Genomic DNA, 20,372 nt, shown 5'->3' with positions numbered 1-20,372 from the left:
TTCCCTCAAACTTCGCTCTCAAATCAGCCTCAATCACTCGCTGCTGCTTCGTTTATTTCGCGTCGTTCTCAACGGGAGGCGAACTATAGCAATCCCCCCAATTCCCCGCAAGTACTTTTACGCAAATTCTTTAAAATATTTCGATTTATTTGATTTAGCCCTGATACCAGGCATTCCTCGCCGCTAAAGACGCTCTTTTAAGTAGCAATTTTATACATCCACCGAATTCAATACCGCCCAGCGGGCAGCGCTGACGCCCTTCTCCAGGCTGATCCGGCTGACAATCTGCTCCAGCTGCAAATGATTGCTGGCAGAAGTAATCAGGTCTGCCCGTACTTCCAGCTGCGTGCCGGAAGCCAGATCCTCGCTATGCAGCGACTGCACTATCAGGTGCGGCATGCCGTTCAGCATATGCAGCATCAAGGTGCGCACCTGCACTTCATCTTCCGGACGGCATACTATAGAGAGGCGATACACCTGCTCGGTTTCCGTCGCGCTATGCAGATCCTGGCGGTTGATCATATGAGAGACTCCGCGCAGCAGCACGTTCGCGCCCAGGATGGCGGCCGCGCCGATGGCCGCTTCCAGCGCGTGCCCAAGGCCGCACAGCACGCCGACCGCTGCCGAGCACCACAGGGTGGCGGCCGTGTTCAAACCCCGTACATTGATCCCCTCGCGCATGATGACGCCGGCGCCAAGAAAGCCGATACCCGATACGACATAAGAAGCAATCCGCGTTGCTCCCTGCGGATCCGACTCAAAGGCGGACACCATCACGAACAGCGAGGCGCCGATAGACACCAGCGCATTGGTGCGCAAACCCGCCATGCGCTGGCGCATCTGGCGTTCGGCGCCAATCAGGGAACCCAGAGTCAGAGCGAGCAATACGCGCAGGGTAAATATTTTCCAATCCATCTTCGCTACCTTTCTGCATGCGTCGCCATGCGCACGGCATGGCGGCATTTCATTGGCGCCCGGCGCCGCTTCAGGAATTGAAGAACAGCCGGCCAGGCAAATCAAACAAACGGATGGGAGATAAATGACGAAGATGCGGGACGCATCTCCGGGCTGCTACAGCGCGTCAATTCACTGGCTGTAGCGATAAATGCTTGCTAGCAGGTGAATTACAACGGGCTGGGCGCCCATCCGAGGGTACTGGTACAACTGTCCAAAATCGGGTCTCCTGCAAACATGGTCCACAGGATTCTATTTAGAGCGCATAGGCAAGTCAAGCCGCGGGGAGCGCATCGGCTGCCAGCTTGCGCAAGACGTGGCCGGCGGCAACCAGGCCAAAAGTGGCTGTCACCACCACCGCCGAGCCGTAGCCGGCGCAATTCAGGCCGGTAACGCCTGGCGCTGTATCGGCATCGACCGCGCATGCCTGCTCCACCAGCGGCGCGCTGATGGGCTCGGTAGAAAACACGGCATCGACGCCAAAACGGACTTTATCGCCACGCGGAAAACGGTACTCCGAGCGTAAGCGCTTGCGCACCTTGGCCAGCAGCGGCTCCTGTTCGGTTTTCGCCAGGTCGCGCACTTCGATGCAGGTGGCGTCGACCTGGCCGCCGGCGCTGCCGATGGTGATCAGGCGGATGCCCTTGTCACGGCAATAAGCGATCACTGCCGCCTTGGCGCGCACATTGTCGATGGCGTCGATCACATAGTCATAACGCCCTTCACCGATCATTTCCGGCAGATTGTCAGCGCTGATGAAATCTTCCACTTCGGTGACATGGCAGTAAGGATTGATCTGGGCGATGCGCGCCGCCAGCGCACTCACCTTGGCCTGGCCGAGCGTATCCGTCAGCGCGTGAATCTGGCGATTGATATTCGATTCGGCCAGATTGTCGAGGTCGATCAGGGTCAGATTGCCGACGGCACTGCGCGCCAAGGCCTCCACCGCCCACGAGCCGACCCCGCCGACACCGATCACGCAGACATGCGCCTGCAGGAATCGGGCCAGCGCGGCGGCGCCGTACAAACGGCCAATGCCGCCGAAACGGCGGTCGAAATCAATCTCGTCGAGATCGACCGCAGTGGGGATAGAGGCGCCGGAAGCGCTGCTTACAACAGATGAGGACATGATGGGCAACTGAAAGTGAAATGACAGGCATGTGACAAGATAAACCGCGATGAACTTGATACAGATCAAACTGGCTACCGCTATTGTGGCTATTTTACCGGCTCTGCATGACGGATCACTTTTGAAGTGCTTTAATATGAAATGGACACCGCCATCAACCAGTTATCAAATAAGCATCCATCCCCCGATGCATGCTCCCATCAGACATGAGATATACACCATGCCCAACGCACTGATCGCCACCGCACCAGATTTCAGCCAGCCGATTGCGGTGCTCAAGCATTGCCACGACCGCATACGCAAACAGCTTGAGACGCTGCAGAACCTGCTCGGCCATGTGCCTCAGCATGGCAACGATGCCCAGGCCCAGCAAGCCGCGCACAGCGTCATGCGCTATTTCAACCAGGCCGCGCCGCATCATCACGCCGATGAAGAAGTCGACCTGCTGCCGATGCTGACCATGACCGCCAGCGGAGAAGACGCCGCCCTGCTGCAGAAACTGATGCCGGAAATCCTGGCCGAACATCATCAGATGGATAGCCTGTGGCAGGCGCTCAACCTGCAATTGACGCCGATCGCCGACGGCGCGGCGGCCACGCCGGCAAGTCAGCTGTCGGCGCAGGATGTCCAGCAATTTTCCGCGATCTATTCCGCCCACATGGAAAAGGAAGAAACCTGGATCGCGCCGATGGCGAAACGGCTGTTCAGCGCACAGCAGATGCAGCAGCTGGGATCAGCCATGCAACAACGCCGAGGAATTACCCAATGAATCAGCAACTAGACAAATCGATTGCGGACCTGCGCATAGACTATAGCCAGGCCAGCCTGTCGGAAACCGACACCGCGGCCGATCCGATTACCCAGTTCGGAAAATGGTTCGATGAAGCCATGCGCGCCGAAGTCCCGGAGGCCAACGCCATGAGCCTGGCCACCGTCGGCAGCAACGGCCGGCCGTCGTCGCGCATCGTGCTGATCAAGCAGTTCGATGAACAAGGCTTCACCTGGTTCACCAACTTTGAAAGCCGCAAGGGCCACGACCTGGAACAACATCCTTATGGCGCCTTGCTGTTTCACTGGGTCGCGCTGGAACGCCAGGTGCGCATCGAAGGCCGCGTCGAAAAAGTCGACGACAGCGAAAGCGACGCCTACTTCAACAGCCGGCCCTTGCGCAGCCGGCTTGGCGCCATCGCCTCCGCGCAAAGCGAGACCATCGCCAGCCGCGAACTGCTGGAAGCAGAGTACGCCAAGGCCGAACAACAATTCGGCGAACACCCGCCGCGCCCAAAACACTGGGGCGGCTACAGACTTTTCCCGGATACGGTAGAATTTTGGCAAGGACGCCGGTCACGTTTGCACGACCGGATTTTGTATACCTTGGACGCAGATGACAAGTGGCTGCGACAACGCCTGCAGCCTTAGGGGCCGTCATCATCACCGTCACCGGTCGACGCTGACCGCTTGGTACAAGTATTTAATGACCGGAGGAGAAATCGTGTTCTGGGAAAAGAAGCTTGAAAACTGGGTTGATGATATCCGCCACCGCGCCGCAATACCGCTGCGGCTCGAATTATGGAATGGTCAGCGTTTCGACTTCGGCACCTATGCGGCGCCGGAGGTCACTGTACGCGTGCCGCATGTATCGGCGCTGAGCTACCTGCTGACGCCATCGCTCGCCAATCTCGGCGAAGCCTACGTCGAAGGGAAAATCGAAGTCGAAGGAAAAATCAAGGAAATCATCGCCGTCGGCAATGCCCTGGCAGCCAATTCCCTCAAGCCGGACGGCAAGTTCGCGCGCATCACCCGCACCTTCCGCCACAACAAGGAAAAGGATGCCGAGGCGATCCGTTATCACTACGACGTCTCCAACGATTTCTACAAGCTGTGGCTGGACCAGAACATGGTGTATTCCTGCGCCTATTTCGAACATGGCGATGAAGACCTGGACACCGCGCAGCTCAAGAAGATCGATCACATCCTGACCAAGATCCAGATCCAGCCGGGCCAGACCCTGCTCGATATCGGCTGCGGCTGGGGTGCGCTGGTGCTGCGGGCAGCGCAGAAGTTCGGCGCCAGGTGCGTCGGCATCACGCTCTCGGAAAACCAGTTTGCGCTGGCGAAAGAGCGTGTGGCGCAGGCCGGGCTGCAGGACCAGATAGAAATCCGCCTGCAAGACTATCGCGACATCACCGGCAGTTTCGACCGCATCACCAGCGTCGGCATGTTCGAGCATGTCGGGCTGATCCATCTGCCCATGTATTTCTCGCGCATCCGCGAGCTGCTGGCCGATGACGGCATCGCCATGAACCATGGCATCACCACCACCGACATCGACAATGGCGAGTCGCCCTATGGCGGCGGGGAATTCATCGAGAAGTATGTGTTCCCGCACGGCGAGCTGCCGCATATCGGCATGGTGCTGAAAACCATGCAGCAAGGCGGGCTGGAAGTATTCGACGTGGAGAACCTGCGGCGCCACTACGCCAAGACCTGCGGCATCTGGGCCGACAACCTGGAAGCCCATGCCGACGAGGTCAGGAAAGCGGCCGATGACCGCCGTTTCCGTATCTGGCGGATTTACCTGGCGGGGAGTTCCTACGGCTTCGAGCGCGACTGGATGTCGCTGTACCAGGTGGTCTGCCGCAAAGCCGGGCGCAGCGCCGGCACGTTACCCTGGTCGCGCGATTACATATACCAGGGCAAGTGACTTGAGCAAGCCATCCGCTGCGCTGATCGGCGCAGCGGCGCGAGTTTAGCTGGTCACTTTAACTTTATCGATGAACATCTTGCGCAGCTTCGCCACTTTCGGCGCCACCACGAAAGCGCAGTAGCCTTGCAGCGGATGCTGGCGGAAGTAGTTCTGGTGGTAGTCTTCGGCCTTGTAATAGGTTTCCGCAGCGCTCAATTCGGTGACGATGGGCGCATCCCACACATTCGCCATTTCCGCAATCACCTGCGCCGCCGCCGCCTTTTGCTGCGGCGACTGGTAATAGATCGCCGAGCGGTACTGAGTACCGACGTCGTTGCCCTGGCGGTTCAGCGTGGTCGGATCGTGGATGGTGAAAAAGATTTCCAGCAGCTCGCGATAGCTGATCTTTTCATTATCGAATGTCAACGCTACCACTTCGGCATGGCCGGTCGTGCCCTCGCACACCTGCTCATAACTGGGATTTTCCACATGGCCGCCGGTATATCCGGACTCGACATGCTCCACCCCTTTGATTTCCTGATAAACCGCTTCCAGGCACCAGAAGCACCCACCTCCTAATACCGCAACTTCTTTAGTCATGGTCGCTACTCCCCTGGTTACTCACAATTGACAGTTTCACTGTAACGCAATCTGCTCTGTCTTGTCGACGTGGAAATACGCGATCCGGCCTTGCCATACAACAGACGAAAAAAAACCCCGTCTACACGGGGCTTTTTAAGATGAATCTTATCCGGCGATTTAGAACTTGTAGCCGACTGTCAGTACCGACACCAGCGGATCCAGGGTCAGCTTGGTGGTGCTGTGGACCGGACCGTTAGGAGTCTGTGTCGTCAGGTCAGCCTTGGTCTTGAGCGGCACGTACGAAAAGCCGAGGTTGGCGGACCAGTTCTTGTCGAAATTGTAGGCAAAGCCGACGTTCGCGACCGGCACCAGGTTGCTGCTCAGGGAAGCGCTGGTCTGGGCATTCGGATTACCGGCTGCGACAGCGCCCAGCAAGTTGGTCAAACCGCTGTTGAGCTTGATGTTCGAGTACCAGACGTAGGACAGGCCGGCGCCGACGTATGGACGGAAGGAGCTGGTCGGCTCGCCGAAGAAATACTTGGCGACGATGGCAGGGCTCCACAGCTTGGCGGTGCCGATCTGGCCCAGGCCTTGCAATACAGGGCCGGCGCCGTTCAGTTTCATGGTCGGCGGAATACCCAAGTCCGAAGTCACCGCGATATTGTCGGTAAAGAAGTGGGTGAATTGCAGAATCAGCGTGTCGGCGTTATCGACAGAAGCGCCGGTGCCTGGAATGGTAGTGCCGTTGACTTTCAGCTGTTCGCTGGACTGGTGCAGGCCGATGTGGGCCCAGCCGGCGTTGACCACGTTGTCGCCGGCTTGCTGCGCCATTGCCGGAGCCGCGAATGCTGCCAGCACCGACAGGGCAGCCAGTTTTGGCAATACGTTAAATTGTTTTTTCATATGTCTTCTCCAAGTTTCACTTCATTTTTAGTAGCGGGATCTTGCCTGCATCGGATGCAGTACAAACCCATTTGCGGCACTTTGCAGTTCTGGCTGGCCAGACAGCGCTCTATTCTTCGACTTCAACTATCAGGACAAGAGAGATTTACGATCCGAATCACATCTCTTCCCTGCCCTTTTCCCGAAAAGAACGCGCGTGCTATTCTTTTTTTTACACTATGCCAGCTTTAGAATCATTTGACTATAGTTGTAGCTTTTTTACCGCAATTATTTTTTGAGGCTCGTTTTAAAGCCCGTTTTAAACCCCGCCAGGACGGCTAAGGAATCGTGCGCGGCACGACGTAAACGATCGTTAATCCCCTGCCAGGCCAGCTCCGACGGCGGCGCTTCCACCACAATCAGGTCGGCAGCAGCGTGATCCATGTTGCGCAACGCAGCATAAAGCTCGTGGGCATACGGTTGCGGCGCGGCGGCCATGGCGAATTGCGCCGCCAGCGGCGGACCGCCGGCCGCCATGGCAGCCGGCGAATAAGAGATCAGCGCCAGGCTTTGCCCGGCCTGGTGTAGTTGCAACAGCGTCGCCGCCAGTTGCGGCGGCGCTACCAGCAGCACCGGCGTGCGCGGCGCATAGTGCGATTCCAGCGTGCCGGAAGCGCGCGGCGCGGCCGCATCGGCGGCTTGCACCGGCATGCCCAGCACAGCGCTGATTTCGGCAGCGCTGATGTGGCCCGGCCGCAACAGCACCGGCCCGTGCGTCGCCATACGCGACAAATCGACAATCGTCGATTCGATCCCGACTTCACTCTGGCCGCCGTCCAGGATGCATGCGATCGGACTATCGCCGTCAGTGTCGAACTCGTCCCGCACGTGCTGCGCCGTGGTCGGACTGACATGGCCGAACTTGTTGGCCGACGGCCCGGCGATGCCGCCCTTGCCGCCCTTGAATTCGCGCAGCAAAGCCTGCGCCACCGGATGCGACGGACAGCGCAGACCGACCGAACTCTGGCCGCCCGAGACTTGATCCGGAATATGCCCAGCACGCGGCAGTATCAGCGTCAGCGGCCCCGGCCAGAAGGCCGCGATCAGCGCCTGCGCCTGTGGCGGAATGGCCTCGGCCCAATAACTGATATCGGCTTCGGGAGCCACATGGACGATCACCGGGTGATTGGATGGACGCCCCTTGGCGGCGTAGATGCTGGCAACCGCGGCCGCATTTTCGGCATCGGCGCCCAGCCCGTACACCGTTTCCGTCGGAAACGCCACCAGCTGGCCCGCTTCCAGCTTGCGGGCAGCCAGGCGGATCGCTTGCATGTCGATAGTTGCGTCCGTCATCGCATGCTTCATTCAGGCGGCGATGCCGAGAATGGCGCAGGCAGCTGCCAGTTGCTGCTGCGCTTCGGCTAGCGTCGGCGCAATAAACGTGATGTGTCCCATTTTGCGGGCACGGCGCGCCTGCGCCTTGCCATACAAATGCAGATGCGCCGCCGGCAACGCCAGGATCTGGTCCCATGCCGGTTCGCGCGTCTGTTCGCTGGCGCCGTCAAACCATACGTCGCCGAGGATGTTCAGCATCACTGCCGGCGAATGCTGGCGCGTATCGCCCAGCGGCATGCGCGCCATTGCCCGCACCTGCTGTGCAAACTGGCTGGTGACGCAGGCGTCCATGGTGTAGTGGCCGCTGTTGTGCGGACGCGGCGCCATCTCGTTGACGACCAGCGAGCCGTCTTGCAAGACAAAAAATTCGATGCACAGCACGCCGACATACGCCAGCTGCTCAATGATGACCAGCGCCGCATGCTGCGCGCGCTTGGCGGTTTCATCGCAGACGTTCGGGCCTGGCACCGTGGTAGTGAACAAGATGCCGTCGCGATGGACGTTTTCGGCAATCGGATAGACCACTGCCTTGCCGTCGGCGCCGCGCGCCACCAGCACCGAGACTTCATATGCCAGCGGCAGCATCTTTTCCAGCACGCAGGCGACGCCGTTCATGCCGGCGAATGCTGCGCGCAGCTCATCCAGGGTGCGCACCCGCGCCTGGCCCTTGCCGTCGTAGCCGAGGCGGACGGTTTTCAAGATGCCGGGCAAGAGAGCGGCCGGCACCTGGTCGATATCGGCTGCGGTAGCAATCAGCTGATGCGGCGCCGGCAGCACCGTGGATTCCTTGGCGCAGGCGGTGAAGAAACGCTTTTCCACCATGCGGTCCTGGGCCACCGATACGCTGGCCGCGGCCGGCGCCACAAAACTGTTCTGCGCCAGCAGCGCCAGGCTGTCGGCGGCGACGTTCTCAAACTCGGTGGTCACTGCCGCGCACAGGCTGGCCATCTCGCCCAGGGCGACCGCATCGCTGTAGTCAGCCAGGAAGTGGCGATCGGCGACGTGCCCGGTCGGGCAATCCTGTTCGGGTTCCAGCACCGCCACCTTGTAGCCCATGGCTTGCGCTTCATGGGCGAACATGCGGCCCAGTTGGCCGCCGCCCATCACGCCCAGCCAGGTGGCCGGCGTTGTGGTTGGAACAATCGGCGCGATGGAATCGTGGGATTTGTGTTGCATACTGCTCATACCGGTGGCAATTTCATATCAAGGGCAATCTGGGTCTGTTTGGCGCGGAACGCCAGCAGCTTGTCGGCCAGCGCCTGGTCGGTGGTGGCCAGCATGGCGATGGCGGACAGCGCCGCATTGGCCGCGCCGGCTTCGCCGATGGCATAGGTGGCGACCGGGATGCCCTTCGGCATCTGCACGATCGACAGCAAGGAATCCTCGCCGCGCAGATACTTGGACGGCACCGGCACGCCCAGCACCGGCACAATGGTCTTGGCGGCGATCATGCCCGGCAAGTGGGCAGCGCCGCCGGCGCCGGCGATGATCGCGCGCAGGCCGCGTTCGCGCGCGCTTTCCGCATAGGCGAACATCTGGTCCGGCATACGATGCGCCGAAATCACCTGCGCTTCGTGGGCGACGCCAAACTCAGTGAGGATGGCGACCGCGTGCTGCATCACATCCCAGTCGGAAGAAGAGCCCATGACGATGCCGATGACCGGCTTGGCCGCCAACTGATCCACAGTGTCCTTGCTCATCATCAATCCTTCAGCGTTTCGCCGGTCAGGCTGAATAAAGCTTCGCGGTATTTGTCGCCGGTTTTTGCAATCACGTCGTCCGGCAGCGTCGGCGCCGGCGCGGTCTTGTTCCAGCTGGTGACGGTTTCCAGGTAATCGCGCACGAACTGCTTGTCGAACGATGGCGGCGAAATGCCGACCTGGTAGCTGGCAGCAGGCCAGAAACGCGAGGAATCGGCGGTCAGCACCTCATCCATCAGGTGCAGGACACCGTCCTGATCGAGGCCGAATTCAAACTTGGTGTCGGCGATGATGATGCCGCGCGTCGCCGCGTAGTCGGCCGCGGTCTTGTACAACTCGATGCTGACGCTGCGGATCTTCTCGGCCAGTTCCTTGCCGATGCGGCTTTCCATGTCGGCAAAGCTGATGTTCTCGTCATGCTCACCCATTTCAGCCTTGGCCGCCGGCGTGAAGATCGGCTCGGCCAGCTTGGCGGCCTGCTGCAAACCGGCCGGCAGGCTGATGCCGCAGATGGCGCCGGTAGCCTGGTAATCCTTCCAGCCGGAACCGATGATATAACCGCGCACCACCGCCTCGACCATGATCGGCTGCAGGCGCTTCGCCACGACCGCACGGCCGCGCACCTGCTCCACTTCGTCGCCCGCCACCACCGATTCCGGCGCAATCCCGGTCAGGTGGTTAGGCACGATCGCCGCCAGCTTGTCGAACCAGAAGTCGGACATGCGGTTCAAGACCTTGCCTTTGCCCGGGATCGGCTGGTTCATGATGACGTCGAAAGCCGACAAGCGGTCAGAGGTGACGATCAGGATCTTGTCTTCACCGACGGCATAGTTTTCGCGCACCTTGCCGCGACCCAGCAGTGGCAGAGAGGTAATGGTGGATTGGTAGAGGCTTGTCATGGTTATTCCAAAAGTCAGAAAACCAGCTGCTGAACGACTGATAAGTCATTCTACAAGCTGGTAAATTATTGCGCCAAACCCGGCTTGGCGCCGCTACAACATTTCTTCAATTTTCCGCAATATATCTTGCAATTCACTGCGTCATCCCCGCGCACGCGGGGATCCAATTTGCTGATTAAAATGGATTCCCGCATGCGCGGGAATGACAGCAGTTTTAAAATGACTTACGCGGCCTATTTATTACTGAACGATCTGCGCCAGCTCGCCCTTCTTGTACTTCTCAGCGATCTTTTCCAGCGATACTGGCTTGATCTTGGCAGCCTGGCCTTCGCAGCCGAACGCCAGGAAACGCGCCTTGACCACAGCCTTGGCCGCTTCGCGCGCCGGCTTGAGGTAATCGCGCGGATCGAACTTGCTTGGATTCTCGATCAGGTAGCGGCGGATCGCGCCGGTCATGGCCAGGCGGATATCGGTATCGATATTGATCTTGCGCACGCCGTGACGGATGCCTTCCTGGATCTCTTCCACCGGCACGCCGTAGGTTTCTTTCATGTCGCCGCCGAATTCGCGGATTTCCGCCAGCAGTTCCTGCGGCACCGAGGAGGAACCGTGCATCACCAGGTGGGTGTTAGGAATGCGGGTGTGGATTTCCTTGATGCGTTCGATCGCCAGGATGTCGCCGGTAGGCTTGCGCGAGAACTTGTAGGCGCCGTGCGAAGTACCGATCGCAATCGCCAGCGCATCGCACTGGGTCAGCTTGACGAAATCGGCGGCTTGCGCGACGTCGGTCAGCAGCTGCTCGCGGGTCATCTTGCCGTCCGCGCCGTGGCCGTCTTCCTTGTCGCCCATCATGGTTTCCAGCGAACCGAGCACGCCCAGTTCGGCTTCGACGGTGACGCCGATGGCGTGCGAGAACTCGACTACCTTGCGCGAGACTTCGACGTTGTATTCATAGCTGGCGACCGACTTGCCGTCTTCCATCAGCGAACCGTCCATCATCACCGAAGTGAAACCGGACTTGATCGCTGCCATGCACACCGCCGGCGACTGACCGTGGTCCTGGTGCATGACCACCGGAATGTGCGGGAAAGCTTCGACTGCGGCTTCGATCAAGTGGCGCAGGAAGGCTTCGCCGGCATATTTGCGGGCGCCGGCAGAGGCTTGCATGATGACCGGCGCGCCGACTTCATCGGCGGCCTGCATGATGGCGGTGACCTGTTCCAGGTTGTTGACGTTGAAAGCAGGCAGGCCGTAGCTGTTTTCAGCAGCATGGTCCAGCAATTGACGCATGGATACGAGAGGCATGTTGTACTCCGATAATAGAAACTTGTAGTGTTACTTGTTACTACGTCATTCCCGCGCACGCGGGAATCCATTCTGGCGACTACGCTAAGGCCGGAACATGGATCCCCGCGTACGCGGGGATGACGCTGTATTGAAAACTGTCTTAAGCATCAATACTCGCCGATCTTCATGATCTTCAGCGCATTGGTGCCGCCGATCTGGCCCATCGGCTCGCCCCAGGTCACCACCACCAGGTCGCCCAGCTGCACTACGCCATTGGCCAGCAGCAGGTTCTGCGCGGCCTGCAGCACGGCTTCGCGGTCGGTCGACTTGGCCAGCTCGAAAGTCTGCACATTGCGGTACAAGGCGACTTTGCGCTGGGTGGCGACGCTCGGAGTAATGGCGAAAATAGGGATATCGATGTTGTGGCGGCTCATCCACAGCGCGGTAGAACCCGATTCGGTCAACGCTGCAATCGCCTTGACCCGCAGATGGTGCGCGGTAAACAAGGCGCCGTAGGCGATCGACTGGTCGACGCGGGTGAAGCGGACATTGAGGAAATCGGCATCCAGCTTGCAGTCTTCCGACTTTTCCGCTTCCAGGCAGATCGCCGCCATCGCTTCCACCGTCTCGACCGGATATTTGCCGGAAGCGGTTTCAGCGGAAGTCATCACGGCGTCGGTGCCGTCCAGCACGGCGTTGGCGACGTCGGATACTTCGGCGCGGGTCGGCACGGCGTTGACGATCATCGATTCCATCATCTGCGTTGCAGTGATGGCCAGCTTGTTGGAAACGCGCGCCATGCGGATCATGCGCTTTTGCAGCGCCGGCACGGCAGCATTGCCGACTTCCACCGCGAGGTCGCCGCGGGCCACCATGATGCCGTCGGAGGCATCGAGGATTTCTTGCAAAACAGGGATGGCTTCCGCGCGTTCGATCTTGGCGATCATCATCGGCTTGTGGTCGTAGGCTTCGCCGGCGACGTTGGCCAGCTGGCGCGCCATTTCCATGTCGGTAGCATTCTTCGGGAAAGACACCGCCACATAATCGGCCCGGAAACTCATTGCGGTCTTGATGTCATCCATGTCCTTCGCGGTCAGCGCCGGCGCTGTCAGGCCGCCGCCCTGGCGGTTGATGCCCTTGTTGTTGGACAGCTCGCCGCCGATCTTGACGATGGTGTGGATTTCATTACCGAGGATTTTTTCGACAACCAGCACGATCAGGCCGTCGTTCAGCAACAGCACGTCGGCCGGCTTGAGGTCGCGCGGCAGCGCCTTGTAGTCGAGGCCGACGCGGTCCTGGCCGCCCATGCCGCAATCGGCGTCGAGGATGAATTTGTCGCCGTTCTTCAGCTCAATCTTGCCCTGCTCGAACTTGCCGACGCGGATCTTCGGTCCTTGCAGGTCGGCCATGATGGCGACTTGCTTGCCGCAGGCGGCGGCGACTTCGCGCACCAGCTTGGCGCGGTCGATATGGTCTTGTGCCTTGCCATGCGAAAAATTCAGGCGCACCACATCGACGCCGGCGACGAACATGCGCGCCAGTGTGTCGGCATCGCTCGATGCAGGTCCGATAGTGGCGACGATCTTGGTAGCTCTTTGCATGGAAAACCTTTCAATACAGCATGGATGAATGTGCAGCTATTCCATTCCCGTCGTTCCCGCGCACGCGGGAATCCATTTTATGACTGCAACTTGGATCCCCGCGTTCGCGGGGATGACGGGGTGACCGAATATTCCTCTACGAATATCCCTCTAGTTAAGCAGCGCGTTGCAGCAGGATTTCAACCGCCGGCAAGGTCTTGCCTTCCAAGAATTCCAGGAAAGCACCGCCGCCGGTGGAGATATAGCCAATCTTGTCAGTAATCTGGTACTTGGCGATCGCCGCCAGCGTATCGCCGCCGCCGGCAATCGAGAATGCCTTGGAATCGGCAATTGCCAGCGCCAGGGTCTTGGTGCCTTCGCCGAACTGGTCAAACTCGAACACGCCGACCGGGCCGTTCCAGACTATCGTGCCGGCCTGCGCGATTTGCGCTGCCAGGGTAGCCGCTGTCTGCGGGCCGATATCCAGGATCAGGTCGTCGTCTTCGACTTCGCTGACGTTCTTGATGGTTGCCGCGGCAGTCGGCGAAAATTCCTTGGCGCAGACGACGTCGACCGGAATCGGCACCGAGGCGCCGCGCTTGGCCATCATCTCGATAATCGCCTTGGCTTCGTCCACCAGATCCGGCTCGGCCAGCGATTTGCCGATCTTCAGGCCGCTCGCCAGCAGGAAAGTGTTGGCGATGCCGCCGCCGACGATCAGGTTGTCGACCTTGTCGGCCAGCGCCTTCAGGATGGTCAGCTTGCTGGATACCTTGGAACCGGCGACGATCGCCACCAGCGGCCGCGCTGGCTGGTTGAGGGCCTTGCCCAGCGCATCCAGCTCAGCCGCCAGCAAAGGACCGGCGCAGGCTATCGGCGCAAACTTGGCGATGCCGTGGGTGGTCGCTTCGGCCCGATGCGCGGTGCCGAAAGCGTCGTTGACATAGATATCGCACAGCTTGGCGATCTTTTGCGCCAGCTCGTCGCTATTCTTTTTCTCGCCCTTGTTGACGCGGCAGTTTTCCAGCAAGACCACCTGGCCCGGCGCCACTTGCACGCCGTCGACCCAGTTTTGCCTCAGCTCGACCGGCTGGCCCAGCAGTTCCGCCAGGCGCTTGGCGATAGGCGCCAGCGAATCTTCCGGCTTGAACTCGCCTTCGGTCGGACGGCCCAAATGCGATGTCACCATCACCGCGGCGCCGGCATCCAGCGCCTGGCGGATCGCCGGCACCGAAGCGCGCACGCGCGTGTCTTCAGTAATATTGCCCGCGGCGTCTTGCGGCACATTGAGGTCGGCGCGGATAAAAACACGTTTGCCTTGCAGCTGGTGTTGCGCGATCAAATCGCTAAGTCGATTGAATTTCATGTCGATCCGACAATATTAGTGAGGAAAAGCCGCTATTTTACTCCAGCAACCACCGTCAAAACACCGTTTTCGGCAGCTGCCGCAGCGCAAATACCATATGGCTGAAACCGATATTCTACAGAGTAGGCTTCGTTGAATCCGTTAAAATGTCACTTTACGCTCTTAGAACAGATAGAAATACATCTGTTGCGGCGCTACCGGCTGATATTAGGGGCGGCAACGGCATTGTTATATATTAAGCAAGCAATGCGCAATGTGTAGGCAATTTAAGCGCAACACCCGCTAATTCTGATTTTATTGATTCGATTACTGGAGACTTGAACATGTCCATGGATGACCGCGACGGCAAGATTTGGAAAGACGGCAAACTGATAGACTGGCGTGACGCCAACATCCATGTCCTGACCCATTCGCTGCATTACGGCATGGCGGTGTTCGAGGGCGTACGCGCTTACAAGACCGATCAGGGGCCGGCGATTTTCCGCCTCAAGGAACATACCCAGCGCCTGCTGAACTCCGCCAAGATTTTCCAGATGCAAGTGCCTTACGACCTGCAAACCCTGATCGACGCCCAGATCGCCGTGGTCCGTGAAAATCAGCTGGAATCCTGCTACATGCGGCCGCTGATCTGGATCGGCTCGGAAAAGCTCGGCATCGCCGCCAAGGGCAACACCATCCACGTTGCGATCGCGGCCTGGCCCTGGGGCGCCTACCTGGGCGAGGACGGGCTGGCCAAGGGCATCCGCGTCAAGACCTCTTCTTTCAGCCGCCACCATGTGAATGTCTCGCTGGTGCGCGCCAAGGCCAGCGGCTATTACATCAATTCCATCCTGGCTAACCAGGAAGCGCTGACCGACGGCTACGACGAAGCCTTGCTGCTGGATACCGACGGCTACGTGTCCGAAGGTTCCGGTGAAAACGTCTTCATCGTCAAGAACGGCAAGATCTACACGCCCGACCTGGCTTCCTGCCTGGACGGCATCACCCGCGACGCCGTGCTGACCATGGCGCGCGATAGCGGCATCGAAGTCATCGAAAAACGCATCACGCGCGATGAAATGTATTGCGCCGACGAAGCCTTCTTCACCGGCACAGCGGCGGAAATCACGCCGATCCGCGAACTCGACAACCGCAGCATCGGCGAAGGCAAGCGCGGCCCCATCACGGAAAAGATCCAGTCCATGTTCTTTGAAGTGGTGGCAGGCAAGTCGGAAAAATATCAACACTGGCTTACCGTGGTTGGAAAGTAAGCCGGTTTTTACAAGTTAGCGCATCGTCAATCTGGAGAAGTAAATGAACACAGCAACAAGCCCGCAAGCAGTAGTTGAACTCGACGGCAAGGATTTGCCGGCGCATTGCCCTAACCCGCTGATGCCGACCTGGTCCTCGCATCCGCGCGTGTTCCTCAATCTGGACAGCAGCGGCAGCGCCAAATGCCCTTACTGCGGCACGCAATACCGCCTGAAACCGGGTGCGGTAGTCCACGGACACTGATCGAAAAGGGAGCCCAGCTCCCTTTTTTGATGCAGCAGCGTGTCGTTGTTTCAATCCGGGTCAGCAGGGAGGCTATATGCCGCATGTCAAATTTATGCATGGTTCAGCAGAAGAAACCGAAACCGCCTTTTACGACGCCATGAGCCGCGCCGACATCGAAGCCATGATGGCGCTCTGGGCCGATGACGACGAGATCGTCTGTGTCCATCCGAATGCGCCGCGGCTGCATGGCCATGCAGCGATCCGGGCGGCCTTCGAAGCCCTGTTCGAGCGCGGCGGCGTGCATATCCGGGCGCGGCAATTGCATGTGACCCATAATATGTCCACCAGCATCCATAACCTGGTGGAAGAGCTGCACCAGGCCAGCGAAGCGGACCGCGAGATGCACATCCTGGCCACCAACGTCTACATGAAGACCCCGCGCGGCTGGCGCATCGTGCTGCATCACGCCTCGGTCGCCCCGGGGGCAGCGCCCGAAGAAACGGTATCGAGCGCTACTTTGCATTAAAAAGTGGCGTTCCACCCGGTAAAGACTTATTGTGGGACAGAGTTTATGAGTCGCCGCCGTGCGACGAATTACTCTGTCCCCAACTGATCAGGCTATAGCTTTCGTATGAGTTCTTCGATCTCCCCTGCTTCCTATCCGGCGCCGCTGTGGCTGCCGGGCGGCCATCTGCAGACCATTTACCCTGCAACCTGCATCAGCAAGCCGCTAGTCGCCTACCGCCGTGAGCGCTGGGATACGCCGGACGGCGATTTCATCGACATCGATTTCGTCGACGGCCAGCCCGGACAGCCGCTGGTGGTGCTGTTCCACGGACTGGAAGGCTCTTCCGACAGCCACTACAGCCGCGCCCTGATGGCGCAGCTGGCCAAGCTGGGCTGGGCCGGCGCAGTGCCGCACTTCCGCGGCTGCTCCGGTGAAATCAACCAGGCGCCGCGCTTCTACCACTCGGGCGACGCCGAAGAAGTCGACTGGATCCTGCGCCGGCTGGTCGCCAGCCGCGCGGAAAAACAATTCACGAAGTTCTACGCCACCGGCGTCTCGCTGGGCGGCAACGCGCTGCTGCGCTGGCTGGGCGAATCGCAGAACGAAGCCAAGATCGTCGACGCCGCCTGCGCCATCTCGGCCCCGCTCGACCTGGCCGGCGGCGGCGAAGCCTTGTCGCACGGCTTCAACATGGTTTACACGCGCTCTTTCCTACGCACCATGAAAAGCAAATCGCTCGACAAGCTGCAACAGTTCCCGCGCCTGTTCGACCGCGAAAAAATGCTGCGCTCGCGCGACCTCTACGAATTCGACAACATCGTCACCGCGCCCCTGCACGGCTTCCGCAACACCGAAGACTACTGGCACCGCGCCAGCGCCAAGCTGGTGATGAACGACATCACGATCCCGACGCTGGTGCTCAACGCCAAGAACGACCCCTTCCTGCCGCCACGCCACCTGCCGCCCAAAGCCGCTCCCAGCGTCACCCTGGAATATCCAGAACAAGGCGGCCACGTCGGCTTCGCCGTCGGCGGCCCGCCCGGCCGCCTGGACTGGCTGCCGCAGCGCATGCTGCGCTTCTTGCAAGAGAGCTGAGATGGACCAGATCGTCCTGCAAGCCATGCAGAAATGGCCCAACGTCCCACACTGCTACGGCTGGCTGGCGCTCGACGCCCGCGGCGCCTGGCGCATGCGCGACGAACAGGCGCAGCAGCAAAACCTGCCAGGCGACAAGATCATGCACACCGCGCTGGTCGGTTTCATCAACCGCAACTACAAAGCCGATGAGCAAGGCTGCTGGTATTTCCAGAACGGCCCGCAACGTGTGTATGTGGACCTGGCGCTGACACCCTACATCGCCCATACCGATCCGCTGCAAGGCTTTGTCTTGCAAACCGGCGAAGCCATGTCAGCCATCGATTCAGTCATGCTGACAGAAGAAGGCAGGCTGTTGCTGGCCGCCCCAGGCCAGATAGCCGCAGTCGACGACCGCGACCTGGCGCAATGCCTGGCGCAGCTGCGCATGGAGGGTGAAATCGTCAGCGACGAAATATTACTGGAATGGTTAGCAACATCAGCAGACAAACGCGTCCTCAGCTGGCAACAGGCAGAAACAACAATCCCGGTTACAAGAATTGCAGCAAAAAACATCGCCTCAGCATTTGGTTTTGTGCCAAAACCAAGACAAACGTAGTCAATTGGGGTCAGAGTTTTTTTACGACAGCTTCACCGTCGTAAATTACTCTGACCCCAATTGACGGCCCTCGAAACACACACCGCAACACACAACACTAGCGCTCCTTGGAAGCCTTCAACTCATCCTTCCACCGCTCCTGCAACTCCCGCTCCCGCGCATCAATCATCGACTGGTCATAAAACTCCGCATCCGGCGAATTGCGCGCAATCTTCAACTGATCCAAAGCCGCCGGCACACTCCCCGTCAGCACATAAGACTCCGCCAAAGCCATATGCTGCAAAGCCCGCTTGCCCTGCGCCGAATATGCCTTGGCCAGCAAATCCTGCACATCCGCGTCCTGTCGGTACAGCTGCGCCTGCTCGCGCAAATACTTGGTAGCCTCGTCCAAGCGCCTGGAAGCAATCAACACCCGCGCATACTGATGCGCCAGCCCGCGCGACAAGGGATATTGCAGCTGCGCCTGCTGCACCAGCTTCAAAGCCTCCGCCTCGCGCTTGGTCGCCAGCATGATCTCAATCCCCAGGTCGGTCAGCACCAGGCTCTGCTTGGCCGGCGCCGCTGCCGCAACTGCTTCCTGCAGCAACTGCTCAGCCTGGCCATAATCCTCCCGCTGAAACGCCAGGAAAGCCATGCCATATTTCGCCGCAACTATCTGCTGCTTGGTATTCTGCTTGAGCTGCGAATCGAAGAAATACTGGGAGTCGCGCCGCCCCTGCTCGCTATCGTCCTGCAACACCCGCACCCGCGCCCGGATCAGCTGGAAATCCAGGCTGTCGGCATGCTGCCGGTAGCGCTGCTCGCGGATCCGCGCCTCGATATCGGCGATACGTTCAGTGGTCAGCGGATGCGTCAACAGATACGGCGGCAAGCTATCCGAATAATTGCGCGAAGCTGTTTGCAAACGGCCAAAAAACGCCACCATGCCGCTAGTGTCAAAGCCCCCAGCATCCAGGATAGACAAACCGATCCGATCCGCCTCACGCTCCGCATCGCGGCTGAAATTCAGCTGCCGCTGCATCGCCAGCCCGGTGCCGCCCATCATCACCGCCGAGCCGACATCGCTGCTGCCACGCATCGCCAACATCCCCAGCAGCATCGACGCCAGCGCAATCATCGAATCCTGCTTCTGGCTACCCACCATGCGCGCGATATGACGCTGCGCCACATGGCCGATTTCATGCGCCAGCACCGACGCCAGCTCCGACTCGCTCTGCGCCGCCAGCAGCAAACCCGAATGCACGCCGATGAAGCCGCCTGGCAAGGCGAACGCGTTCAGGACCGGATCGCGCACCGCAAAGAAAAAGAAATCAAAACCCGCCTCGCCGCGCACCTCCGGCCGCGCCGCCACCAGCGTCCAGCCGAAATTGTTCAGGTATTCCAGCAGCGGCGCGTCGTTCATATAGTCCGGATCGCGGCGGATATCGTGCATCACCTCCTCGCCCAGCTTGCGCTCCATCAGCGGCGACAGCGTTTCGCGCGAGGTATCGCCCAGGGTTGGCAGGTTTTGCGCCGCCATTACCGGCACAGGCGGCCAGGCAACACAGGCACTCAGCAGTGCCGTGAACAGTATCCGCCGTGGAATTTGCGTGGGTTGCATCATCGAGTGCTGGCTAGGGTCAAAATCACGATGCTATGATACTAACAGAGGATAATTGTTCCACATTCAGCAAGCAGCGCCGGGCGGATAAAAATCCGCATCGCGCCTGCTTGCGTCATCTAAAGAAAATACCGCCATGACCAGCAAAACTCCGCCAGCAGCAAACCTGACCCATTTCGACTCATCCGGCCAGGCCCACATGGTCGATGTCGGCAGCAAGGACGACACCCACCGCATCGCCGTCGCCAGCGGCTGCATTCGCATGAGGGCTGAAACACTGGCGCTGATCCAGTCTGGCACGGCAAAAAAAGGGGATGTGCTGGGGATTGCCCGGATTGCCGCGATCATGGCGACCAAACGCACCAGCGACCTGATTCCGCTGTGCCATCCGCTGGCGCTGATGCGGGTGACGGTCGATTTCAGCATTGATGAAGAAGCTTCCAGCATCACCTGCCGTGCGCAGGCGGAAACGGTAGGCAAGACCGGTGTGGAAATGGAAGCGCTTACTGCGGTGCAAATCGGCTTGTTGACGATCTATGACATGTGCAAGGCAGTGGACCGGGGGATGGTGATTACCGATGTGCGGGTGATGGAAAAGCATGGCGGTAAGTCGGGAGACTGGATAGCCGAATGAG

At 59.7% G+C, this 20,372-nt stretch carries 22 protein-coding genes; 10 read left to right on the top strand and 12 right to left on the bottom strand.

Annotation, left to right across the window (positions count from 1 at the left end):
* Positions 1-187 (top strand): hypothetical protein (locus tag VNZ65_RS21415; RefSeq protein ID WP_325672649.1); only part of this gene is annotated, 187 nt, incomplete at its 5' end.
* 23 nt (positions 188-210) lie between these two features.
* Here the strand turns inward: VNZ65_RS21415 and VNZ65_RS21410 are convergent.
* Together VNZ65_RS21410 and tcdA are read right to left on the bottom strand one after the other, a co-directional pair.
* Positions 211-915: an MgtC/SapB family protein gene (locus VNZ65_RS21410; protein WP_061943855.1), complete on the bottom strand. Its 705-nt coding sequence runs from the start codon at positions 913-915 to the stop codon at positions 211-213.
* A 313-nt stretch (positions 916-1,228) separates the two neighbouring features.
* Positions 1,229-2,083, bottom strand: a complete 855-nt coding sequence (gene tcdA, locus VNZ65_RS21405) for a tRNA cyclic N6-threonylcarbamoyladenosine(37) synthase TcdA (RefSeq protein ID WP_325672647.1) — start codon at positions 2,081-2,083, stop codon at positions 1,229-1,231.
* 220 nt (positions 2,084-2,303) lie between these two features.
* Here tcdA and VNZ65_RS21400 point away from each other — a divergent pair, with 220 nt between their 5' ends.
* The 3 genes from VNZ65_RS21400 to VNZ65_RS21390 all read left to right on the top strand — a co-directional run bounded on the left by VNZ65_RS21400 (position 2,304) and on the right by VNZ65_RS21390 (position 4,787).
* Positions 2,304-2,852, top strand: a complete 549-nt coding sequence (locus VNZ65_RS21400; RefSeq protein WP_325672645.1) for a hemerythrin domain-containing protein — start codon at positions 2,304-2,306, stop codon at positions 2,850-2,852.
* Positions 2,849-3,502, top strand: a complete 654-nt coding sequence (gene pdxH, locus VNZ65_RS21395) for a pyridoxamine 5'-phosphate oxidase (protein WP_325672643.1) — start codon at positions 2,849-2,851, stop codon at positions 3,500-3,502. The genes VNZ65_RS21400 and pdxH overlap by 4 nt, the downstream gene beginning before the upstream one ends.
* A 73-nt stretch (positions 3,503-3,575) precedes the next feature.
* On the top strand, positions 3,576-4,787 hold the full coding sequence (locus VNZ65_RS21390; protein WP_325672657.1) for a cyclopropane-fatty-acyl-phospholipid synthase family protein: 1,212 nt from the start codon (positions 3,576-3,578) through the stop codon (positions 4,785-4,787).
* A gap of 45 nt (positions 4,788-4,832) precedes the next feature.
* On the opposite strand, the gene msrA is transcribed toward VNZ65_RS21390, so the two are convergent.
* From msrA to VNZ65_RS21345, 9 genes are all read right to left on the bottom strand, one after another.
* Positions 4,833-5,369 (bottom strand): peptide-methionine (S)-S-oxide reductase MsrA, encoded by a 537-nt coding sequence (msrA, locus tag VNZ65_RS21385; RefSeq protein WP_325672641.1) that lies wholly within the window; start codon positions 5,367-5,369, stop codon positions 4,833-4,835.
* Positions 5,370-5,528: 159 nt separating this feature from the next.
* Complete coding sequence (locus tag VNZ65_RS21380; RefSeq protein ID WP_325672639.1) at positions 5,529-6,254, bottom strand: OmpW/AlkL family protein; 726 nt, start codon at positions 6,252-6,254, stop codon at positions 5,529-5,531.
* 267 nt (positions 6,255-6,521) lie between these two features.
* The gene (locus tag VNZ65_RS21375; RefSeq protein WP_325672638.1) at positions 6,522-7,586 is read right to left on the bottom strand and encodes an L-threonylcarbamoyladenylate synthase; all 1,065 of its coding nucleotides are present in this window, start codon (positions 7,584-7,586) and stop codon (positions 6,522-6,524) included.
* A gap of 12 nt (positions 7,587-7,598) precedes the next feature.
* Entirely contained in the window at positions 7,599-8,804 is a 1,206-nt protein-coding gene (locus VNZ65_RS21370) for a 5-(carboxyamino)imidazole ribonucleotide synthase (RefSeq protein ID WP_325672636.1), read from the bottom strand.
* A 5-nt stretch (positions 8,805-8,809) separates the two neighbouring features.
* Entirely contained in the window at positions 8,810-9,328 is a 519-nt protein-coding gene (gene purE, locus VNZ65_RS21365; protein ID WP_061943874.1) for a 5-(carboxyamino)imidazole ribonucleotide mutase, read from the bottom strand.
* A gap of 2 nt (positions 9,329-9,330) precedes the next feature.
* Positions 9,331-10,227 carry a phosphoribosylaminoimidazolesuccinocarboxamide synthase gene (locus VNZ65_RS21360; protein ID WP_325672634.1) on the bottom strand — a complete coding sequence of 299 codons (897 nt, stop codon included), beginning with the start codon at positions 10,225-10,227 and terminating at the stop codon, positions 9,331-9,333.
* A gap of 240 nt (positions 10,228-10,467) precedes the next feature.
* Positions 10,468-11,532, bottom strand: coding sequence for a class II fructose-bisphosphate aldolase (fba, locus tag VNZ65_RS21355; RefSeq protein ID WP_061943880.1), 1,065 nt, complete (start codon positions 11,530-11,532; stop codon positions 10,468-10,470).
* Positions 11,533-11,681: 149 nt separating this feature from the next.
* On the bottom strand, positions 11,682-13,115 hold the full coding sequence (gene pyk / locus VNZ65_RS21350; protein ID WP_325672631.1) for a pyruvate kinase: 1,434 nt from the start codon (positions 13,113-13,115) through the stop codon (positions 11,682-11,684).
* Between the two features lie 154 nt (positions 13,116-13,269).
* Positions 13,270-14,460 (bottom strand): phosphoglycerate kinase, encoded by a 1,191-nt coding sequence (locus VNZ65_RS21345; RefSeq protein WP_325672629.1) that lies wholly within the window; start codon positions 14,458-14,460, stop codon positions 13,270-13,272.
* A 323-nt stretch (positions 14,461-14,783) separates the two neighbouring features.
* Between VNZ65_RS21345 and VNZ65_RS21340 the strand changes: the two genes are divergently transcribed.
* The 5 genes from VNZ65_RS21340 to VNZ65_RS21320 all read left to right on the top strand — a co-directional run bounded on the left by VNZ65_RS21340 (position 14,784) and on the right by VNZ65_RS21320 (position 18,137).
* Positions 14,784-15,710 carry a branched-chain amino acid transaminase gene (locus tag VNZ65_RS21340; RefSeq protein ID WP_325672628.1) on the top strand — a complete coding sequence of 309 codons (927 nt, stop codon included), beginning with the start codon at positions 14,784-14,786 and terminating at the stop codon, positions 15,708-15,710.
* Between the two features lie 43 nt (positions 15,711-15,753).
* The gene (locus VNZ65_RS21335) at positions 15,754-15,954 is read left to right on the top strand and encodes a zinc-finger domain-containing protein (RefSeq protein WP_061943893.1); all 201 of its coding nucleotides are present in this window, start codon (positions 15,754-15,756) and stop codon (positions 15,952-15,954) included.
* A 76-nt stretch (positions 15,955-16,030) separates the two neighbouring features.
* The gene (locus VNZ65_RS21330) at positions 16,031-16,462 is read left to right on the top strand and encodes a YybH family protein (RefSeq protein ID WP_061943896.1); all 432 of its coding nucleotides are present in this window, start codon (positions 16,031-16,033) and stop codon (positions 16,460-16,462) included.
* 105 nt (positions 16,463-16,567) lie between these two features.
* A complete protein-coding gene (locus VNZ65_RS21325) occupies positions 16,568-17,539 on the top strand; it encodes a YheT family hydrolase (protein WP_325672626.1) in 972 nt (323 codons plus the stop codon).
* 1 nt (position 17,540) lies between these two features.
* The gene (locus tag VNZ65_RS21320) at positions 17,541-18,137 is read left to right on the top strand and encodes a DUF2946 family protein (RefSeq protein WP_325672624.1); all 597 of its coding nucleotides are present in this window, start codon (positions 17,541-17,543) and stop codon (positions 18,135-18,137) included.
* A gap of 97 nt (positions 18,138-18,234) precedes the next feature.
* Here the strand turns inward: VNZ65_RS21320 and VNZ65_RS21315 are convergent, their stop codons facing one another.
* Positions 18,235-19,740: a M48 family metalloprotease gene (locus VNZ65_RS21315; RefSeq protein WP_325672622.1), complete on the bottom strand. Its 1,506-nt coding sequence runs from the start codon at positions 19,738-19,740 to the stop codon at positions 18,235-18,237.
* A 133-nt stretch (positions 19,741-19,873) separates the two neighbouring features.
* Between VNZ65_RS21315 and moaC the strand changes: the two genes are divergently transcribed.
* Positions 19,874-20,371 (top strand): cyclic pyranopterin monophosphate synthase MoaC, encoded by a 498-nt coding sequence (gene moaC / locus VNZ65_RS21310; protein ID WP_325672620.1) that lies wholly within the window; start codon positions 19,874-19,876, stop codon positions 20,369-20,371.
* Position 20,372 lies beyond the last annotated feature (1 nt).

The sequence above is a fragment of the Collimonas sp. genome (genome assembly GCF_035566555.1).
Taxonomy (GTDB): domain Bacteria; phylum Pseudomonadota; class Gammaproteobacteria; order Burkholderiales; family Burkholderiaceae_D; genus Collimonas.
Note: the sequence above shows the minus strand (reverse complement) of the source record. Positions and strands in the feature narration are given on the sequence as shown.